Source organism: Psychrobacter immobilis (genome assembly GCF_904846175.1).
Lineage (GTDB): Bacteria > Pseudomonadota > Gammaproteobacteria > Pseudomonadales > Moraxellaceae > Psychrobacter > Psychrobacter immobilis_E.
Window position 1 is genome coordinate 609,948 of the sequence record NZ_CAJGZM010000001.1, and the last position, 19,958, is coordinate 629,905.

16 protein-coding genes are annotated in these 19,958 nt (G+C 37.3%); 7 read left to right on the forward strand and 9 right to left on the reverse strand.

The features are described from left to right. Nucleotides 1-141: 141 nt before the first annotated feature. The 6 genes from JMW39_RS02445 to JMW39_RS02470 all read right to left on the reverse strand — a co-directional run bounded on the left by JMW39_RS02445 (nt 142) and on the right by JMW39_RS02470 (nt 9,019). On the reverse strand, nt 142-1,686 hold the full coding sequence (locus tag JMW39_RS02445; protein ID WP_201543443.1) for a relaxase/mobilization nuclease domain-containing protein: 1,545 nt from the start codon (nt 1,684-1,686) through the stop codon (nt 142-144). Beyond that, nucleotides 1,667-1,996 carry a plasmid mobilization protein gene (locus JMW39_RS02450; protein ID WP_201543445.1) on the reverse strand — a complete coding sequence of 110 codons (330 nt, stop codon included), beginning with the start codon at nt 1,994-1,996 and terminating at the stop codon, nt 1,667-1,669. The genes JMW39_RS02445 and JMW39_RS02450 overlap by 20 nt, the downstream gene beginning before the upstream one ends. A 279-nt stretch (nt 1,997-2,275) precedes the next feature. Further along, the gene (locus JMW39_RS02455; protein WP_201543447.1) at nt 2,276-2,671 is read right to left on the reverse strand and encodes a hypothetical protein; all 396 of its coding nucleotides are present in this window, start codon (nt 2,669-2,671) and stop codon (nt 2,276-2,278) included. Nucleotides 2,672-2,719: 48 nt separating this feature from the next. Beyond that, nucleotides 2,720-3,379 (reverse strand): hypothetical protein, encoded by a 660-nt coding sequence (locus JMW39_RS02460; RefSeq protein ID WP_201543449.1) that lies wholly within the window; start codon nt 3,377-3,379, stop codon nt 2,720-2,722. A 52-nt stretch (nt 3,380-3,431) separates the two neighbouring features. Beyond that, nucleotides 3,432-8,510 (reverse strand): DEAD/DEAH box helicase, encoded by a 5,079-nt coding sequence (locus JMW39_RS02465; RefSeq protein WP_201543450.1) that lies wholly within the window; start codon nt 8,508-8,510, stop codon nt 3,432-3,434. Between the two features lie 71 nt (nt 8,511-8,581). Next, nucleotides 8,582-9,019, reverse strand: a complete 438-nt coding sequence (locus JMW39_RS02470) for a helix-turn-helix domain-containing protein (RefSeq protein ID WP_201543451.1) — start codon at nt 9,017-9,019, stop codon at nt 8,582-8,584. Nucleotides 9,020-9,263: 244 nt separating this feature from the next. On the opposite strand from JMW39_RS02470, the gene JMW39_RS02475 reads away from it, so the two are divergent. The 6 genes from JMW39_RS02475 (at nt 9,264) to JMW39_RS02500 (ending at nt 16,271) form a co-directional block, all read left to right on the forward strand. Further along, complete coding sequence (locus tag JMW39_RS02475; RefSeq protein ID WP_201543452.1) at nt 9,264-9,503, forward strand: hypothetical protein; 240 nt, start codon at nt 9,264-9,266, stop codon at nt 9,501-9,503. Nucleotides 9,504-9,722: 219 nt separating this feature from the next. Continuing rightward, on the forward strand, nt 9,723-12,476 hold the full coding sequence (locus JMW39_RS02480; RefSeq protein ID WP_201543453.1) for a toprim domain-containing protein: 2,754 nt from the start codon (nt 9,723-9,725) through the stop codon (nt 12,474-12,476). 24 nt (nt 12,477-12,500) lie between these two features. Then, complete coding sequence (locus JMW39_RS02485) at nt 12,501-13,676, forward strand: Arm DNA-binding domain-containing protein (protein ID WP_201543454.1); 1,176 nt, start codon at nt 12,501-12,503, stop codon at nt 13,674-13,676. 54 nt (nt 13,677-13,730) lie between these two features. Continuing rightward, nucleotides 13,731-14,150: a hypothetical protein gene (locus JMW39_RS02490; RefSeq protein WP_201543455.1), complete on the forward strand. Its 420-nt coding sequence runs from the start codon at nt 13,731-13,733 to the stop codon at nt 14,148-14,150. 399 nt (nt 14,151-14,549) lie between these two features. After that, entirely contained in the window at nt 14,550-15,011 is a 462-nt protein-coding gene (locus tag JMW39_RS02495) for a hypothetical protein (RefSeq protein ID WP_201543457.1), read from the forward strand. A 735-nt stretch (nt 15,012-15,746) separates the two neighbouring features. Further along, nucleotides 15,747-16,271, forward strand: a complete 525-nt coding sequence (locus JMW39_RS02500) for a hypothetical protein (protein WP_201543459.1) — start codon at nt 15,747-15,749, stop codon at nt 16,269-16,271. Between the two features lie 24 nt (nt 16,272-16,295). Here JMW39_RS02500 and JMW39_RS02505 read toward each other — a convergent pair whose 3' ends face one another. After that, entirely contained in the window at nt 16,296-17,324 is a 1,029-nt protein-coding gene (locus tag JMW39_RS02505) for a protein kinase domain-containing protein (protein WP_201543461.1), read from the reverse strand. Nucleotides 17,325-17,393: 69 nt separating this feature from the next. On the opposite strand from JMW39_RS02505, the gene JMW39_RS02510 reads away from it, so the two are divergent. Then, a complete protein-coding gene (locus tag JMW39_RS02510; RefSeq protein ID WP_227679144.1) occupies nt 17,394-18,353 on the forward strand; it encodes an ATP-binding protein in 960 nt (319 codons plus the stop codon). A 14-nt stretch (nt 18,354-18,367) separates the two neighbouring features. On the opposite strand, the gene JMW39_RS02515 is transcribed toward JMW39_RS02510, so the two are convergent. Together JMW39_RS02515 and JMW39_RS02520 are read right to left on the reverse strand one after the other, a co-directional pair. Beyond that, a complete protein-coding gene (locus tag JMW39_RS02515) occupies nt 18,368-19,495 on the reverse strand; it encodes a ribonuclease Z (protein WP_201543463.1) in 1,128 nt (375 codons plus the stop codon). A 31-nt stretch (nt 19,496-19,526) separates the two neighbouring features. Continuing rightward, nucleotides 19,527-19,820, reverse strand: a complete 294-nt coding sequence (locus tag JMW39_RS02520) for a hypothetical protein (protein ID WP_201543465.1) — start codon at nt 19,818-19,820, stop codon at nt 19,527-19,529. Nucleotides 19,821-19,958: the final 138 nt, after the last annotated feature.

Below are 19,958 nucleotides of genomic sequence, written 5' to 3' on the forward strand. Positions count from 1 at the left end.
TCTATAAGTAGTTATTATTTCTAATAGTTTGACTGTATAAGTTAGCTCACCATTAAAAAATTGGACTTCTGTTTCCTTAATGATATTACCATCAGTGTGCTATAACTACATAGCAATATAATGCTCATTGGATAGAAAATATTATGGAGTATATTTGGGATATTTTAATTCTGAAACGGGCGGTTTTTTAATAGACTTATTACTAGACGATGTTTCTATTTCTCGACTTGTTACAGGTGCTTTATCATTTTCTGATGATAGCTGATACTGTTTACGCTCCGTTATTGGGTCGATTAAGAGAGCAACTATTAGTTCGTTTTCAGCTTTCTCGAGTACTTTACGTACTTCTTTATCGTCAGAATATGAGTTTAATTCCTTTATGTCTTTTAACTTATTTAACTGACGTCCATTGAACTTAGCTTTAGTTTCATTGTGGACTAGTGTCCCGGTGCTACCATTACCTGACCAATCACTTCTGACACCTGTATATTCATCGGTAAAAACTTTGATAAAGGTTAATACTGCTGTATCTAATCTGTATTTTTGTGCATCTTCCAAACTATTAATAGAGTCATCAGCACTGATAAAATTGTTGTTATCAACACTGACATACCCAACTGTTTCAATGGTTGAGACATCAATACGCTTATTAGCAACATTGTTACGACGAGGGATAGGATCATTGTTGCTATCGTGAGCAATTTTAAATGAGCTAAAATTGAAGGGGCTTGTGCTTGGGCTGCTAGCTGCTGTTGTGTTGCTAAAGCGCTTTGATAGTCTTTTACTACGGTTCTTAACCGTACTGCAAAGTCGTTCTCTTGCTCTTTTAATGTCAATTTCGTTTTCTCGTAGCTCTGCGCCTTCGCTTGTGCTATGCGATCTGCTAAGTTTTTCGACTTCAAATTCTCGCTCATATATCTCACCCTTGAATCGAATATTATTTTTGCCATCAGGATTCTTCACACTAATGCTTGTCTTTGTTTCTCTCGCCACTATTAATCCTAAACTATCGAGAGCTCTTAAAACCTCATAGCGGTTTGTTATGTGACCTTGTTCGATTTCTGAGACAATAAAATCATGAATATCTTCTCGTGTTTCAGCAGATTTTTTCGGTAAGTCTGAAACAATTGAAAGTATTCTTCTGCGTTTAGGGTCGTTTGGATCAGCAAGATCGTAAGTCGCATTTATTACATCACGCCATGAATCCACTAAATTAATATCGTTCCTATGAAAATAAACAGGGAGTGCTTTACCGCTCGTCAATTCAACATTAGCGAAAACGAAATTTAGTTCCAATCGTCTTTGCTTCTTACCTTCTTGATCAAGAACTGGATTACTGTCTTGATCGATTAACACCTTATCTGTATGTTCTACCCAGTACCCTGTATATTGATTTACGGTAAGATTGGGAAATAGTGTTTGCTCAAAGCTATCTATAATTTCAAGCTTCTTTTTATCGTTGAGCTTGTCCCCTTCCCCATAATCAAATGCTAAAACGCCACTTGTATATATTTTTGCAAAATTTAAACCGTTAATAACTTCAGTGGTGATTTCAGGCTCACCTTTCAAAACTCTTGAATATCTTCTGTTGTTATCCTTACCAAGTAAATAATCTCTTACAGCTTTCCCACCGCTCGACTTTCTGTTATCAGTCGTGCCACCTCGTCTATTGAAACTGACTAGCATATTTTTTCAACTCCTCTATTTCTTCCCGAAGTAACATAAGTTCTTCCCTTAACTCAATTTGTCGTAGGCCATAGCCATATGTATTGACCTGTTTAGCAAGCTGATTAATGTTGTTACAAGCACCTGCGAAAGCTCGCATGAATTCGGGATTTACTTTAGGAAGCACTTTACGTTTGGATATTTCCTTATTAAGGCAAATCTCACGCATGAAAGGAGCAAGTGGTCTGTCCTCTGCTCTCTCTTTAAGGTATTCTAGTTCGGCTAATGTAACTCGAATTTTTATTGATTTAGTTCGTAAACCGTTAGCCATATTTAATCCATTTATTCTGTTTTTTGCTTTTGGGGTTAAGGGGTTTCCCCTTACAAGAACGATAGCGATAACTATGAAACGAAGTGCAATAGGGGTCGCTGTCTGTGCTTGCTACAATACTATTTATTATACTGAATACTTAGTATGAGTCAATGATACCAAGGGATTCAGTGAAACACTTCACCTTATGTGCCGTATTCATCGCTAAATAATTTAGACAAAAAAAAGCCCATCTGAGGATGAGCTTTAAATTTAATATTACACTAAATCTAGTATCGTTTATTGTCGAAAATTAGCTAGATTGACTGTAAATGAAGGTATCACTCTATACTGATCAGTAGTCTCAAATAAAAGACATATATCAGTTTCGTACTTCTCTGCTACTTTTTTACCTACGTCTAAAGCTTCGTGGAAATCCTCAAAACGTAACCCTAACTCAGGAGATTTTGCGTAACTAACACGTCTCTCATCGACTGAATCACTAAAACTAGCCAAGTATTCATCCGACTCTACAATATTGATAACGTAGCCTAAGAAATCACTATCTTCAGGCAGATCAAATTCTTGATAAATCTCCTCCATCGGCTTTTGGCTGATATCAAGTGATTTCATCTGTTTCTCTCTAGCTTCAGCTATACGCTGCTCTTTAGTGCCTCTATTTTTTGCCTGTCCCATTTTGACATCCTATATATTTATATTGTTAATACTATATGATACTTATACTTATACTTTTTGCTTTTTCCTCACTCTGTCTTGTTCTAAACGGACAAACTCAGCTTCTAGCCATTCACAAAAACCTTCTATTAGCGAAGCTGTTTCATCAATTTTAGGCTGATCCACATAAACACGAGGGTAGCTAAACCATGTGTTTTTTGAGCCCAAATAACTAGGATCTACAAACGTAGGTGAAGGAAATCTAGCGAGCTCTTTGGGTAGGTGAGTAACAGTGTTGCTAGTTATATTATCGGCATGCTGAACCCTATTTCTGGCTAAAACTAGCTGCTCCAAAATATCTAGGTCTAACTTACAAGTAGTAAAATCCACTCCACAGTTTCGCATCGCTTTTTTCATAGCATCAAACCATCCCTTTTTACCCTTGCGTTTAGAACTCGGTACGTTAAAGCGATCCAACCATGCATTCATATATATCTGTAATGACGATGAAAGCATCGACAATGAAGCTAGACCTATAGACTCTATACCATCTCGTGCTTGTAGCCACTCACTCATAAACTGAGGCTCACCTGACTCATCATAGACAGGCACATACGGATGTTGTTCTCTCTCAATCAAATCTATAGTTTCTTGAAACGGAATACATCCATTCTCATAAAAGTACTTAGTAAATTTGATTCGCTCTTTCGTAAAATACTCAATATCCATATCTAGCCTACCCTAGTGCTTGTATTGGTTTTCAAGTTTGTAAAACATACATTTACTCAAGCACCAAATCAGGCAAACCATTCACTATCTTCTGAGTCTTTAAGCTCACGTTGATGACACGCAGTAGTAGCTCTAACGGGTAGCGTGCGTTATTCATGGTCTCAAGCGCCCAATCGTTAGCATCATTAGTTATCTCAGAATTTTTATCAGTCTTAACAGATTGACGCTCTATGATCCATTCAATTGCGGGCTTTCCATTTACCACGTAGTCATATGCTTCTTCAGGTATATGTTCTATCGTTATCTGATTGTTATAAACGATTTTGGTAGGATCATCTTCATTCTTACCTGTCTCATCATTTTTACGCTTAGCGTACTTCATCTTAGTAACATAAAACTGATCATCGCTTATATTAGATTTTGCCCAATTTTGTCCGTCTGCAAGCTTTAGGTTAGTAAGCTTAGAGTTGAACTTTACTCCTTGGTACATATCTACGTTTTCGTAGTTAATATGCAAGTCTGCTAAGTTACGACCGGCTTTGCTAAAATCGATAAAATCTTTGTATTTCTTAACTCTTGGAATGTTTGGTAGCTGCTTCATGAGATTTTCAGCATAGCGCTCACGGTAGTCTTCACTGTTGAGAAGTCCATAAATATAATAGAAAATATCTTCTTTAGTGATGCTATCGCCTTCATTCATTTGGCTACTATAGTAATTGGCAAAATGAGCTAGTCCTTCGTTAGTAATGGCATCTGTACGTTTATATAACGGAATACCATTTTTATCAGTTACGGTATACGCACTATTTACAAGTTCTTGCTTAGAATCTGTTAATAAATCAAAGTTTGCTCCTTTAAATGTTTCGTCATCTTCTATCTTTTCATACAAATATAAGGGAAAGCATTGACCATTACCCATTAACTGAATATCAGGTAAAGTATCAGTCATCAATGCAGAAAAATCCTTAGTAGTACCCAATCCCACTATAGAAATAACTAAGTTATCAAGATCAGCTGAAGGTTTAATCTTTGGGAACTGATAAACCCTTTCGTTAAGGGCTCTATCATAATAGATAAACGTTTTAGTATAAGGTCTATACAGAGCAGTAGTTATATTTTCTAGGTTTTTAGTTATGACTTCCTGTCGGGTTAAAGACTGTACAAGACCACCACTCCAACTAATAAGTTTTGGATCATTCTCAATATCATTCTTACCAAGAAACTTTTCAACATCTTGTAACTTAGCCAATTCACGATTATATGTATTCAAAGTAGTATCTAAATTATTAGAAAGTATTTTACGTGAGAAATTATATATCCATGCATCCCTATTCGTTTTTACTCCTGCAGAATAAGTATGAAATATGGTTGTAACTTTTTTATCTTTCTTATCACCTAAAGATATGTAATTATCGAAATTAAGATCGCGTTGGTTGATCCAGTCACCAAATTCGTTAGGCACAATATGCTGCCAACTATCTGTTTCAGTGACACCATTAAGATCTTTATACCTAGTGATTGTTTCTAGTTTTTGTTCGCGAGTTAGATAATCTCCAATATCATGTATTTTTATCTGACCTAAATGTTTAGCGTCAGGGTTTTTGATTAAAATGGATATAGCAATTGGTGCTCTACTACCTGACCCAAAAATTTTACCGCCTTCTTTTCTAGAGCGTTCACCGCTAGTACGCTGATTGCCTCGCAAATGAAAAATATATAGGTCACTAAACTCTTCAATTAGGCATTTTCTAATACCGTCAGCTGTACCACCTTCAATAAAACCTGCATTAGTAACAAATCCGATTACCCCTTTATCGCCAATACGATCTGAAGCCCAACGAATACCACGAATATAGCTATCATATAAAGAGTTTTTATTAGTGGCTGTAGATTTCTCTGCATACGTTTCTCGGATGCGCTCATCAAGCGCAGGGTAAGCAACATTGGCATTGTCATCATTAGCATTAGTTTGACCAGCTGAATATGGCGGATTACCCATAATTACCCGAATATCTAAAGCCTTTTGGCGCTTGCGACGTTCACTATTATCCTCTAATAGCTCACTGACCAAGTCCTCTTTCTCATACATCTCAAAGGTATCTGTTAGGCAGATGCCTTCAAAAGGTTCATAACCGACTTCATTACTCTTAGAGTTGTCTGTAGTGTCGCCAATCATCACAGAGTGATAGACCGTTTCGATATTGATACAGGCAATGTAGTATGCGAGTAGCACAATCTCATTAGCATGAATTTCATGCTTGTACTTATGAGCTAGCTTATCATTAGGAATAATGCCACTCTGCAATAGACGAGTGACGAAAGTGCCCGTGCCGGTGAAAGGGTCGATAATATGGACATTTTCGTCAGCGAGGCTAGAACCAAATTCATCATTTAAGACGTTTTCGATACTGTGGATGATAAAGTCTACGACTTCCGTAGGTGTATAGACGATACCTAGACGTTCAGTAATACGTGGGAAGGCGTTTTTAAAGAACTTATCGTATAACTCAAGGATGATGCGCTGCTTACCTTCAGCACTATGAATACCGCTAGCACGCATTTTTACTGACTCATAAAAAGACTGCAGCGTCTTGGCTTCTTTATCGATATTGTGCGATTGCATCACGTTAAGCAGATCTTGCATGGCAACTGATATAGGATTTTTCTTGGCAAACTCATATTCTTCAAACAGCGCATCAAAGACAGGCTTAGTGATCAAGTGCTGTGCTAGCATCTCAATTACTTCTTCGTCAGTAATACTACTGTTTAAATCATCACGTAGCTCGTTAGCAAAGCTATTAAATAATGCGATTTCCTTTTCATGGCTATCATCTTCTAAGATAGCTTTGATACGATCAATATGAGTATTGGCGATTTTAGAGATGTCATTCGCCCAATCCTCCCAATGATGTCGGTTGCCACATTTTTTGACGACCTTGGCATATAGGGCGCGTTCGATTTCACCAACTTCAAAATCCATTGGCAACTGTTCAGGTAAAGCGTCTACGCCTCTGTTTCCACCACCGATACCACGACCCTTACCTTTGGGCTTACCCTTTCCTTTACCACCACCACTCGTTCTCTTCTGAACTTTATCAGTAATTGCTATGACTTCCATCTTACTAGTGTCACGACCATTGAACTCTAGCTTATTAATCATAGCGTCAAAGCTATCATCATGTGAGCGTAGGGCGTTAAGTACTTGCCATACCACTTTATATACCTGATTGTCATTAAGCGCGTCAGAAGGATCCATTCCTGCAGGAACGACAACAGGTAAGATAACATAACCTTGCGTCTTTCCCGGGGCCTTACGCATCACACGGCCAACGGACTGCACCACGTCAACCTGTGACTGTCTTGGCGTCATAAACATCACAGCGTCAAGTGCAGGTACGTCCACACCTTCAGATAAACAGCGTACGTTAGACAGAATGTGACAAGTATTATCTTCTAGGTCTTGTTTTAGCCAATCTAGCTTTTCTTGCTTTTTACTAGCATTCATACTGCCATCAACATGCTCAGACTTACAGGATAAAGTTAGCGATTTAGATATAACTGCGTTTTCATCTGCTTCTAGTAATGCAGCAATTTCAGCTTGTTGATAAGCCTCAACAACATCACTAAACATCTCAGATATGAGTTTAGAAGATACCTTGTGTTTTTTACCTTTATAGTCAGTGTTGATAACTTGGCAGAAAGCAACTGCTCGCTGCATTGGGTCACCTTGACCTTCTAAACCTTGCTTTGATAAAGCTTTCCAACAACCAACGATTTTGGCAGCATCATCCACATTAAGCTGATTATTATCATCTTGAAGTAACGTTTGTAATCTTCGGTTAATCACACTTTCTTCAACGCTTAAAACAATTACCTTATAATCCACTAACAATCCCAACGAGACCGCAGTGGAAAAATTGAGTACAAATAGCTCTCGACCAAATAGCTTCTCATTATCCATAGAAACAACCGCGACCCCATCAGTCGCTTTTGCATCTTCACTATAAATACGCGGTGTAGCGGTCATATACAGTCGTTTTTTTGCCATGATATGGTCATCATTATGCACCATGACGAAATTGGACTCGTCTTCACCATCAAAGGTTGCGCCCGTAGTACGATGTGCTTCGTCACATATAATGAGATCAAACTCACCAATGTTGTAACTCATTTGAGCGTCTGATAGAACATTGATCGAATGATAAGTACTATAAACGACTGTCATATACTCATCATTATGTAATCCCTTAATGCTATTGGCTAAACTCTTCGCATTAGTCGTCGATGGAAAATCTAACTCTGAGCGAATAGCCACAACGCGGTCATCTTCACTTATCTTTTGCTTACCTATATCACTATCTGAACACACGGCAAAGTTCCTTAGCGGTAGCTTTGCTTGTTGCGTCCATTCGTTCAATGTTTGACTAAGTAAAGCTAAGCTTGGTACTAAAAAAAGCACCTTTTTGCCTTTACCTGCTAAAGTCTCAGCTATTCTCAATGAAGTGAATGTCTTACCTGTGCCACAAGCTAAAATCAGCTTACCTCTTTCAGCATCGGCTAAACCTTTGACAACCGCATCATGAGAGCTTTTTTGATGCGGTCTTAGATCGTATTTTTCGACGGTTTTTATTTCGTGATTCTTGTAATACAAATCCCAATCAATCACTGACTGTTCTAGATCGAATAAGTTGATTGTACTTACAGGTGGCATCTGATCTTCAAGCATATTACTTGCATTATCCGTCCAATCCGTAACAGTACTGATGATAATTCTGTAGCTGAAGTAGTTCTTACCTGATGCGCTCATAAAGCTATCTATATCAGACTTAGCCATCTTATGGCTAGGCATATAGTTCTTACATTGGATAGCGTGATGCTCTCCTGAATAATTGGTTGCCACTAAGTCGATACCTGCGTCCTTCTTATTAGGTATATTCAGCTCTTCTTCATATTTTTCTGCCCAATCCGCATAGGTTAAAACAGTCTTATACTCAGACTTAAACTTTGGCTCATTCTCAAAATACTTAATCATCAACTCTTCGAACAACGTACCTGAGTCCCTTTGACTTTGAGTCACTTCACGATAGTCATTAAGAATTTGTTGCAAGGTAGATGGTGTGACATTATTCATATTGGCTTCCAAAATATTATAAAACTAAAGTAGGTTTTTTTAATGAATATCCAAAATTTATCTCTATCATTCTACTTTAGAGAAGGCATTGTTAAAGCTATCTGCACGATATCCTTGAGTGTATAGTCTGTAATGCTCGTAGCCCCCGCTCTTTGCAGTGTATCTTCCACAAGAATTAATTTTTCCAAAACTTCGTCATACCTATTTTCATCTCTATTTGGCAACAAACGTTTACCAAAAGAAGGTTTTTCATCACCCCTAACAACGCTGTCTAGGTCATTAGCCCATTCACGCAATGTTTCACCTGTCAATATATACATAACATCAAAGCCCATCGCGCGTAGCTTAACTAGGAGAGAAATAGGCATATCTCGCTTACCTGTCTCATAGTTACGATAAGTACTTAAATGTATATCTAACGCTGAGCAAACCTCTGAGTTTTTTAAATTTAAACGTATTTTTTCTAGCTCTATTCTTTTACCAATCGACTCGTTACTCTCATTAATCATATAAATCTCCTATAAAATTTAAAAAATAACTCAGATAAATATTAATCACATATAAAAAATAAAGTTATACAACTAAATTTGGTCATTATATGTTCAGTAAAGATTGTCACATGTTCAGTAAAGTTCGTCATATGAAAAAATAATTGCCAATCGTCTATTAAAATGCTTGCATATCCCCTAAATACTCATTAGAATTTAATTATCGAAGCAGAGCACTTTAAACCAAAGCACAAGGTAACAGATCATGCATACACTAGATTCTACACCAAAGAAACAGCTACTCAAATCGAAGCGAGTCTCAATATCTATTCGTTTGTTAGATGATGATCACACAGAGCTGAAAGACACAGCTAATGAGCAACAAAGATCTATGAGCTTCGTCGCTATGAGACGTTACATGAAAGGTCGTAATCAAGAGTTATCAAGTATTGATATCTATCATGATAATACAAACCTAAAAGAAGGAGTTAAAAATGTTAAATAACGTCGATATCTATCCAACTCTTCAGGAACAAGAGTTATTAGCTCAAAAAGCTGCTCAATATAATTTGAGTGTAAGTGAATTTATTTTACTTATACTCCGTAGAGCAATAAATGAAAACAATAATGTTCATAATATGTAGATCTAAAAAATCAATCCGCATTTAATTATTATTTTTACTTCCAATAAATACCCATCTGTATAGCATCTAAAGAGTAAACAATGAAACTTATGAATATTCGAACTCGGGACGAGCTAATAACTCGTCTCATAGGGGATTTTGCACTCAAATTTTCTTCAGATGGTCAACATCTTGAATATGGTCGTTGCCCTTCATGCTTTGAAAATGAATTATTCATTGATGCTAACAGTCCCTACCTTATTCAATGTGGCCTAAAAAGCGATTGCAACTATGAAATATCAGCCATCCAACTTTACCCCGATATTTTTGATAATTGGTATGAGTCTTTTCCAACTACTATAACGAACCCAAGTGCGACTGTAGAGGCTTATTTACAGTCCGAGTGTGGTTTTAATATTGAAAAATGGCGTGGTAGCTATAGTCAAGAAGTTTATAAAAGTTACGAGTCAGACTTTACTTGCCCGACAGTACGTTTTCATATTACTAGTGAAGGCAATACAGTTGGATATTGGGAGCGCCTTATAGATGCTACGTCAGATATAAATAAAGATAAAATACAGATAGGCTTTAATTATAAAGGCCTAGCGTGGATACCTCCAAAGCTAAATTTGACAAATGGAGTATGGCCATATGTTGAAGAGCTTTGGATTACTGAAAGTATTATTGATGCTATGGCACTTACTGAGAATGGCATTCACGCAATCAGTAATATCACTGCCAATAACTATCCTAAAACTACCATAATCCAAATTAAAAACAGACTTGATGAACTCGGTATATCTTATCCCAAAATTATAATCGCTCTTAATAATAAGACTTCTAGAACTCAAACAGATAATTTAGTAGCGCTTGCTCGCCAACAAGGTTTTACAGCAACAGCTGCGCATTCAAGTAATGAGCATAATGAGTCAAGAAAATGGAGCGAATTACACAAAGACAAAAAGCTCAGTAAAACTGATATTCAACTTTATAAGTTTTATGGCGCACTTTTAATTGCTAATACCGCCAAAGATAAGGCTTTATTAGTCTACAACTATTATGGTAATACAAATTTTTCTATGTTTTTTAATCATTCTACTTATTGGGTAAAAGTAAGTATAGAAAATTTCGACAAAGCAAAGAAGGCGGATGCAAATAGTGAACCTAATGAAGACCAATTTTCTTCTGAAAAAGAATTTAAAGAAGCATATCAGCTTTGGAATGATGATTTGATGCAATCATGCATTACCTTAACTTTACTTATGAATTGTCAACCTAAAGCTTTATATTTTCAACGTAACCAAATCACAGATGAAAGTTGGTACTACTTTAGTATAAAGACAATCAAGGGTATTTCAAAAAACACGTTTACAGGTAGTCAACTGTCAACTGCTAGTGAGTTTAAAAAGCGTTTGTTAAGCATTGCGCTAGGAGTAATCTATCAAGGTGATTCAAAGCAGTTAAATGCCATCTTACTTAATCTACTTAAAGATATTAAAACTGTAGAAACTATTGATTTTATTGGCTTTAGTGAAGAACACAATACTTACGTATTTAGTAACATTGCCATTAGCAACGGTCAATCTTATTTGCTGAATAAAGACGACTACTTCGATTTACCTAACAATAAAAGTCTAAAGACATTGGCTTCTAGCCCGATTATAACTATAGAAGAACGACCAAAAAAGAGTGTTGATTGGCTTGGGGATCTAATATTAGGTTGGGGTGCTAAAGGCGTCATTAGTTTAATAGGATTTATAGGAAGCTTATTTGCCCAACAAATTCGCAGTAAGCAAGCTTCGTATCCATTCTTAGAGATTGTTGGGGAGCCAGGCACCGGTAAATCAACACTGCTTAGCTTTTTTTGGCGACTTTTAGGTCGTAAAGACTATGAAGGAATTGATCCCAATAAGAGTACGAAGGCAGGCCGCTTACGCTCATTATCGCAAGTATCAAATATGCCAAGCGTGTTTATTGAGTCAGATCGTGATGGTGCAGGAGTTGGCGGCAGTAATAGCCAATTCGATTGGGATGAATTAAAAAATTTATTTAATGGCGGCACTATAGGTACACGTGGGGTAAAAAACGGAGGTAATGAGGTTTATGAGCCTCCATTTAGAGGAACTGTTGTCATTAGTCAAAACTTGCCTGTTGTAGGTTCTCAAGCAATTATGAGTAGGATTTGTCACCTATTCTTCGATACAAAAGCTCAAACAACTGAGACTGAAATTGCTGCTCGGTGTATTGAAAGCCTAGGAACTGAGAGTGTAAGTCACTTTTTAATGGACGTTCTCAAACTTGAAAGCGAGATATTAGAAGCCTTTTTCAAAACAAAAATGACTCATGAAAAATGGCTTAAAGACATGGGTATAAAAAACTTTCGTGTCGCTCACTGTCATGCTCAATTATTGGCATTATTCGAAGCATTTAAGCTTAACCTCTTACCTGAGCTTGCAAAAATTGAAACTGAAGTTTGCGAAGAGGTATTAAACATGGCTAAGGAACGTGATCGTACTCTAAATATTGAGCATGCACTTAACATTCAGTTTTTTGAAGTTTTATATAGCTTGAATAGTATACCTAATACTCAAGTCGAAGTAGGTCATCATATAAGACGTTCGCATCTCAACCATTCAAGAGATGAAAATCTCCTAGCTATTAGTTTAGTAGATATATATCAATTATCTAATGAATATCGTTATAACTTACCACCGCAGAAAGAGATGGAACAAGTACTGAAAAAGTCACGTCAATTCAAATTTATTGCGGCAAACAAAGTTATAAGCTCAAGAATAACTGAAAAAAGCAAACGTTGTTGGGTTTTCGAACAGTCTAAAACAGACCCTATTATCTAATTATAAAATAAAAGAGAATAATATATGTCAGCCGGGATTGAAAAGCTTAAAACTAGTATAAGAGTATGGTGGCGTATTGATGGTGTTAGAGATCGAGAGACACTGTACGATACACCGCCCACACCAAAAAACATTAAGGATGCTCAAAATTTAGCAAATGCTATAAAAACTCAAATAGAAAGAGGCGTATTTGATAGAGATCAGATATTTCCAAACTCGGCTAAGAAAAAAGAATCCTACTTCGGACATTACATTAATCTTTGGATAGATACAGCATCAATCACGGTTGCGCCTTCATCATGGTCGTCTTATCTGAGTAAAGTAGAAAATCATGTTACGCCCTATTGGAACGATAAACAAATCGCTAAAATTAAAGCTGAAGACGTTGAAAAATGGGTTTATAAGGAGCTTATGCAAGCACTAAGTCCGAAAACCATCAAGGATATATTAGGCTTGTTTCAGACCATATGGACACTATGGGCACGTCATCAGAAGAACCCTAATGATCCTACTCAATATATTAAACTTAATAGACCTGATAGTGACGATATAAACCCTTTTACACGAGAAGAGATCAGCATTATCATAAGTAATGAAAAAGAAATATCATTAAGAAATTTGTGGACTGTTATGATTTGGTCAGGATTATCGAGTCATGAATTATTACCCTTAGCAGTCGAGGATCTTAACCGTCATAAAGGTCATGCTCATATCAGTAGAGGCTTTGTAAAAGGTGTTTATCGCGTAACCAAGAACCGTCGTCGCAAACGTCAGATTGAGCTACTACCTATCGTTTTAGAGGCCTTAAACAACCAATGTCAGAAAGTAGCAAGCCATAGCCCTGCATCAATCAACATTCTAGATAGAGATAACCATAGCTATCGTCAGCAAAATTTAACATTTTTGTGGCACAATCCTAATACTAATAGTCATTACACTTATTCTCAACTAGAAAAACGTTGGAAAAGACATCTTGATCAATGTGATGTGCCTTATAGGCCCTTAAACAATGGACGTCACACCTATGCTAGTCAAGTATTATCTACAGGCGAAGTATCAGCAGAATGGTTAGCAAATCAGCTTGGACATTCGAATACTGAGATGATCCATAAGCATTACGGTAAGTTCATACCTGAAGACTCTAAACACATTATTAGTAGACTATCGCAAGCTCTCTCAAGCGAGATGCTTGATACTTAGTTTCAGTACTCAACATACAATTAACAGGTAAAAAACTGAAAAGGAAAATATAATATGTTTTATAGAATGCAGATGATTGTAGAGCGTATGCAGGGTGGTGTCAGACGTTCCGAACACCCTCTAATAGCAGCATTATTTAATGCTCAGAACTATATAGATAATAATCGTATGCAGTTTCGCGTCGGTCATGTTTACGTGGGAAAAATAAGTATTCATGCTGATGAAGTGATGACATACACTAGAGAAAGTTTTGCTATTGTTAGTTCTCACATCGTAACTAGTCTAAGCACCGAAAAGTTTAAATCTCATTACTCTCAAGATGAAATAATAGGGTTTTTAGAATGGGCTAATCTTATCCTAAGTTATGATACTTGGGAGACACAAGAAGAACTTAGTGCAGATGATCGTAGTAAGCTACTTAATATAATATCAAAAAATTTAGATAGATTAAGGTTCAATAATATTGAAAGCTAGATATTAAGCGCTACATTCAGTGTATAGGAAAGAAAACAGTCGCTATAGGCTTCTGAACAACGGACTTCATACCTATGCTAGTCAAGTATTATCTAATGGCGTTGTTACTGCGGAGTGCTTAGCCAAGCAGCTAGGTCACGCTAATACCGACATGATCCACAAGCACTATGGTAAATTTATTCCTGAAGACTGTAGGCACTTAATTGATAGACTTTCTAAGGCATTAGAAAGTACAAAAACCAATATATAATCAGTCTTTTAAATAGTATATCTAAATCTTGAGTTGAATATTTCATCACCCAAAAATTTAGTATATTATCTATAAGACCCGTATAAAGTCTATTCCTAGACTTTACTTATAAATATTTTTTTTGAAAAACACTATATTGAGATACAGTTATGCAAAGATTAACAAAAACAATCGTAGCTCTATGCCTTGGTATGACTTTAACTAATGTTGCGATGGCTCGTGATGAGAGCATCTACTACAACATGAATAGTTGGGTCTTAGCAGAAAAATATTTTAGTACAGAAGAAGTAGAGATATATGATATTCCACTAGATCATAGAAGTAATACTTGGTATGCAACGCCTATGTATGTCATGTCGGTTAATAAAAAGACTAAAAAACCTGATCTTCTACAATTTTATGTTGAAGAACGTGGCTACTCAGGTATGTTTCAGGATGCGGTGGTAATAGACTGCACTTATCCAAGCAAATCTTTTATAGATCGTGGTGATAACGGTACAATAAGCTTAAAAGATTCTATGGCCATTGAACCCGGCCTTGGTGATCCTAACTATAAAGACTATATAGCGAGAGGAGCGGTAGAAGGTCTTTTCAAGCGTTATTGTAAATAATCCTTATATAATAAAATAAGAAGTTGTGGATTTAATTTTAATTATTTCTAATAATAGCCCTCGCAAGTCAGTAACTTGTGAGGGCTATTATTATGTCATGTCTTGAATACTATGTAAGCAATGTAATTCACTGTATTATTAATCTGAAAGCCTTTATTTTCAGTGCTTGAGCGATTACTGACTAAAAGTATTATTATGTAATAGTTATTATAACTAAATAATAAGACTATGATTTAATTAGTATTTTTACTAAAAGTAATGTTACTTATATATTTGTATTTAATTACTTATATATTACCTATAAATTACTCAATAATACCTTTAAAATCAATAACTTTACATTAATTACATACAATTCATGCATGCACCCAATTTTTTTTAGAGATAAAAACTAAATATTTTTTAATCAATTTGCTGATTATTCTTGAAATCATATGGGCTAAGCGTGGGCTAAAAACTTGCGCCTATATAACCAATAAACCCTTATAAAACATAGAGTCTGACAAACTTATAAATTAAAAAATGATGTTGTAGTGAATTCGAGTCTCTCCAGCCCCACCATTTTCGGATAGTACATCTTAGACCAAATATTAAAACCTGCCTTTGAGCAGGTTTTTTTGTGTTCGAGGTTTATGTAAAATACCGATACCTCATAAATAGTGTCATCCTTAACAAGACTGCCATTAGCGCAAATCAAACCATCTATTAGAGGCATAAAATGACTGGTTTAAAACCATGAATAAAGAATTTTGGCTAACGATAGGTCTACTAGTGATATTAGCAGGTGGTCTTGTCGGGCTTCGCAGTTTATATAAACCCGCTACTTCAGCTGACATTTCATCTGGTGTAGATACAGACTCAAATACCAAGATTATGATGAGCTTAGATAAATTTAGTGGCTTTCATCATGATGCAGAGATACTTTTAGAAAAATTAACCGTTCTAAAAAAGGGAATGGAAAGCGCGACTGCTAACCAAGATAACAAACTATTAGCAAGCACCATTAGCAATACCTATAGAATCATCGATAATGTGAATGTGAATCGTCTGCCCACGATTGCACCTTTTGAGGTTTGTGATGAGGCGTTAAACACATTAAACCTCTATGCTATTGGCACAAAAAATTATTACTCTGATACTGACAAAATGAATGTCGATCAGGTTCATGAATTGAGAGATGCTTTTAATACTCAGTTTGCTCAGTGTCAAAGCGTTGTTAATGATAAATCTGTTGAGCAGCTCTACCAATACTATCAATAATACGCTTTACCTATTATTTAATCATTAAAAATCCCTCAAAACTTCTTTCATACTTTGATAGCGCTTTTGAACCTGCTTCGCCAATACCTTATCAACAATACCTTGATAACGACTATATTCTAACGGTAAGGTTGGAATAGTCTGTTGGCAATGCTGAATAGCCCATTCTCTTAACGGCTCATCATTTAGTGAGTCTGTATTAAATGGTCGCTCGCCTACTAATATCTCAGTTATCATTACTCCAAATGCATAAATATCACTTTGCACCGTTGCGCCCTGCCCTTGCCAGCGCTCAGGCGCAAGATACGCAGGCGTACCAGCAAGACTAGCTCCTACTGATTTACTAATTGGCTCAGCTAAGGCAAAATCGGTCAATAATAAATTAGGAATGATACTGCTATTATCCGCATTACTTGACAAAAAACCATCTAGCAAAATATTACTAGGTTTAATATCATTATGTAACCAACCAGCGTTATGTAGATTGGCTATAAGTTGGGCAGATTGCACAATAAACTGATGCTTTCGTTGAAGGGTTAATAACGAATGATTTCGAACGTCAAGCTGAGTTGCCAAGCTACCATTTAGATAATAAGGCATAACAAGTATTGTTAATGGCAAAGACTGCGCTAAGATCTGCACCCTTAGGTTGTCATAGGCTAATATTGGCGGAGCGATAACGGGCAGGCGACTTTTCAGGTTATTTTTACTGGTTGATAAACTATTTATAGATTTTAAAATGCCAGCTTCATAGATTAAATCAGCCGAGTTTTGATTGGCATCAGTACTTAACTGCCATTTAATCATTACCTGCCCAAATTGTGGATGTTGGCCTCGTGTTAAACCTTGGTAATTAATCTCGCTATTATGAGTTTGCTGGCTGATACGCTGGTGAGCTATCTCGCTATAATGCCAATCTAAGAATAAACCAGTCAGTACTGGCAGAATTTGCTGCGCTTGCCTTTGTAACGCTTGTTTCGAAGACATTCTTTCTGTACTTGCTTGCGTCGCACACGCTTTTTCTGTAGATGGATTACTGCCACTATTTTTCATGGTAAAGTGATGCCTCTATCTATCTAATATGCCAAAAGACATTTTAATTTATATGAGCGACTAAGTATTATGCCCCAATCTACTAACACCGTTATGAATTATGCCCTACCCGAACATTTATTAGATTTACTTGGGCAGTATCTGCAAGAGCAGGTTACGCCAACTATCGAGATTGATCCTGCCCAGCTAGCCTATCGCTGGGTTGGCGGTCATCAGGGGCATCTAGAGCCATTGGCAGTTAACTTATTTTTAAGTTTAGATGACTTGCATGGTATCAATACGCAAAAGGCAAAACTGGTACAAAACACGCGCCAGTTTCTAAAAGGCTATCCTGCCAATCACGTCTTGATGACAGGCACACGTGGCGCTGGCAAGTCATCGCTGATTCGGGCATTGCTACAAGCCTATCATAACGAAGGATTGCGTATTATTGAAATTGCCCGTGATGACCTGCGGGTGCTTGATAAGATACGTGCCGCTATTAATGCGCTGCCAGCGGATTGTGGCTGCCACTATGTGGTGTACTGTGATGATTTGGCATTTAACGGTCAAGATGAGAGTTATCGGACGTTAAAAAGTGTGCTGGACGGCTCGCTAGATTCAGAGCAAGACAAGTTATTGGTCTATGCCACCAGTAACCGCCGCCACCTCTTGCCACAGCTGATGAAAGACAACGTCAATATTTATAATGGTCAAACCGATGAGGTCAACCCTTACGAAACCATTGATGAGACGGTATCGCTGTCTGATCGCTTTGGGTTATGGTTGTCCTTTCATCCAATGGATCAAAACACTTACTTACACATCGTGCGCCATTATTTATCACTTTCACCAAATCGCAGCCTAGATAATGCGAATGACGAAGAAAGTAATAATGAAGAAGAAAATAAGACGCTACCTGATAATATCAGAGCAGCGGCCTTACGTTGGGCATCAGAGCGCGGCGGACGTTCAGGACGAGTAGCATATCAGTTTAGCCGCTACTGGATAGGACAGACACGATTAGCCGCTGAGGACAATCAATCTTAAATATTGACTAAAAATTATCTTTTATAAATGCGTGCAGAGCCTAAATACTGCACGCGGCTACCCTCTTCTTCGCCTATCAAATCTACTGCCTCAATTGCGCCACTTACCATGTATTGATCGAAATCTGCTGCTAACCATAGATTGCCTGCATAGGCACTTTCGGCATCTAAGCGGATATGTGCCATATTGGGTGTATTACTATTTGGATTATCAAAGCTTTGATAGCGAGCGCTAAAATGGGTCAAAACTAAATTCTTAAGGCTGTTTTCTTGAGCGAACCTACCTACCATCTGTGCGCTGCTATGCATCGGATCAAAGTCTGGATTTTTTGCCTGAATCTTATTTAACACTTCATGCGTATAAGTGGCCTCATGCACCAGTAAATCGGTATCGACCACCGCAGCGCTTAGATATTCTGGCGTATCGTTATCGCCTGCAACCACTACACGTGTACGTTGCACTTCATTTTCGACATAATCTGCTGAATAAAGCTTACGTCCGTCTTTGGTCACAACATCCTCGCCCTGTTGCAGTCTGCCCCACAGTACGCTTGCTGGAATACCTGCTGCTGTTAATTTATCGGTATTAAGCGTACGTCGGCTGATAGTTTGCGTAAGTCCAAAACCGTAAGAGGCAACACGATGCGATAAAGGATGAATATCTATAACCAGCTGATGTTGATTGTCTAAGCTGATCATTACCTGACCTTTATTTTTACTATTTGGCTGAGACAGCAAATCTTCTATCGCCATAAAGTTAATAACAAATGGAAAATGTAGTTCAGTCGTTACAGTAATAGCTTCAAGCAGCGTTGCTATCGCTTTTGGCGCAATAAAGGTCAGCGGCTCACGGCGTCCTGACATTGCCGCACTCGCCAGTAATCCTGGCAGACCATAACAATGGTCGCCATGCACATGGGTAATACAAATCGCTTCGAGCTGATGTAAAGATAACTTGGTATGCAATAACTGCTGCTGTGTACCTTCACCGCAATCAATCAAAACCCAAGGACGCGACTTTTTATTTTGCTGTTGATTTGCCGCCGCGCTATAAGGATTCAAGCACTCGATGGCAAGCGCTGTGACATTACGCTGCTTGGTTGGCACCCCTGCTGAGGTGCCCAAAAAGGTGAGCTTTAACATAGGCAAGCTCTTATATCTAAATCGTTATTTCCTACAACGACTGACATAGCATGGTTCTTTGACCTTCAATCATTTGTCCACCATTAGCCGTACATTCATTGACCATATTGGACTCATAAGATTTCCAGCCGCCATAAAAGCTGGCCATGCATAGCAACACCACAAGTAGTTTTTGTGACCAAGCTTTGATTGATACTTGCTGGCTATGCAGATTAGCATCTGTAGTATTTATTACTTTTTTAGCAGCAATGCTAGTATCGGTATTAATATTGTCATCAAAATCGATATCGGTATTTTTGTCATTTGATTTATTCAAGTCTGTCATTTTTTATCCTACTTGGATTCAACATCGAAGTGCAACGCACCCGAAGCTAGATTTTACCTCAAGCGGTGTTCTAAACCCTAGCACCTTTCTAGGTCGATTATTTAAACTGTCTTCAATCGACTGAACTAAGTGCCTGCA

Coding starts and splice junctions, on each gene's coding strand:
- JMW39_RS02445 (WP_201543443.1), bottom strand. CDS start 1,686: ATGCTAGTCAGTTTCAATAGACGAGGTGGCACGACTGATAACAGAAAG.
- JMW39_RS02450 (WP_201543445.1), bottom strand. CDS start 1,996: ATGGCTAACGGTTTACGAACTAAATCAATAAAAATTCGAGTTACATTA.
- JMW39_RS02455 (WP_201543447.1), bottom strand. CDS start 2,671: ATGGGACAGGCAAAAAATAGAGGCACTAAAGAGCAGCGTATAGCTGAA.
- JMW39_RS02460 (WP_201543449.1), bottom strand. CDS start 3,379: ATGGATATTGAGTATTTTACGAAAGAGCGAATCAAATTTACTAAGTAC.
- JMW39_RS02465 (WP_201543450.1), bottom strand. CDS start 8,510: ATGAATAATGTCACACCATCTACCTTGCAACAAATTCTTAATGACTAT.
- JMW39_RS02470 (WP_201543451.1), bottom strand. CDS start 9,019: ATGATTAATGAGAGTAACGAGTCGATTGGTAAAAGAATAGAGCTAGAA.
- JMW39_RS02475 (WP_201543452.1), top strand. CDS start 9,264: ATGCATACACTAGATTCTACACCAAAGAAACAGCTACTCAAATCGAAG.
- JMW39_RS02480 (WP_201543453.1), top strand. CDS start 9,723: ATGAAACTTATGAATATTCGAACTCGGGACGAGCTAATAACTCGTCTC.
- JMW39_RS02485 (WP_201543454.1), top strand. CDS start 12,501: ATGTCAGCCGGGATTGAAAAGCTTAAAACTAGTATAAGAGTATGGTGG.
- JMW39_RS02490 (WP_201543455.1), top strand. CDS start 13,731: ATGTTTTATAGAATGCAGATGATTGTAGAGCGTATGCAGGGTGGTGTC.
- JMW39_RS02495 (WP_201543457.1), top strand. CDS start 14,550: ATGCAAAGATTAACAAAAACAATCGTAGCTCTATGCCTTGGTATGACT.
- JMW39_RS02500 (WP_201543459.1), top strand. CDS start 15,747: ATGAATAAAGAATTTTGGCTAACGATAGGTCTACTAGTGATATTAGCA.
- JMW39_RS02505 (WP_201543461.1), bottom strand. CDS start 17,324: ATGAAAAATAGTGGCAGTAATCCATCTACAGAAAAAGCGTGTGCGACG.
- JMW39_RS02510 (WP_227679144.1), top strand. CDS start 17,394: ATGCCCCAATCTACTAACACCGTTATGAATTATGCCCTACCCGAACAT.
- JMW39_RS02515 (WP_201543463.1), bottom strand. CDS start 19,495: ATGTTAAAGCTCACCTTTTTGGGCACCTCAGCAGGGGTGCCAACCAAG.
- JMW39_RS02520 (WP_201543465.1), bottom strand. CDS start 19,820: ATGACAGACTTGAATAAATCAAATGACAAAAATACCGATATCGATTTT.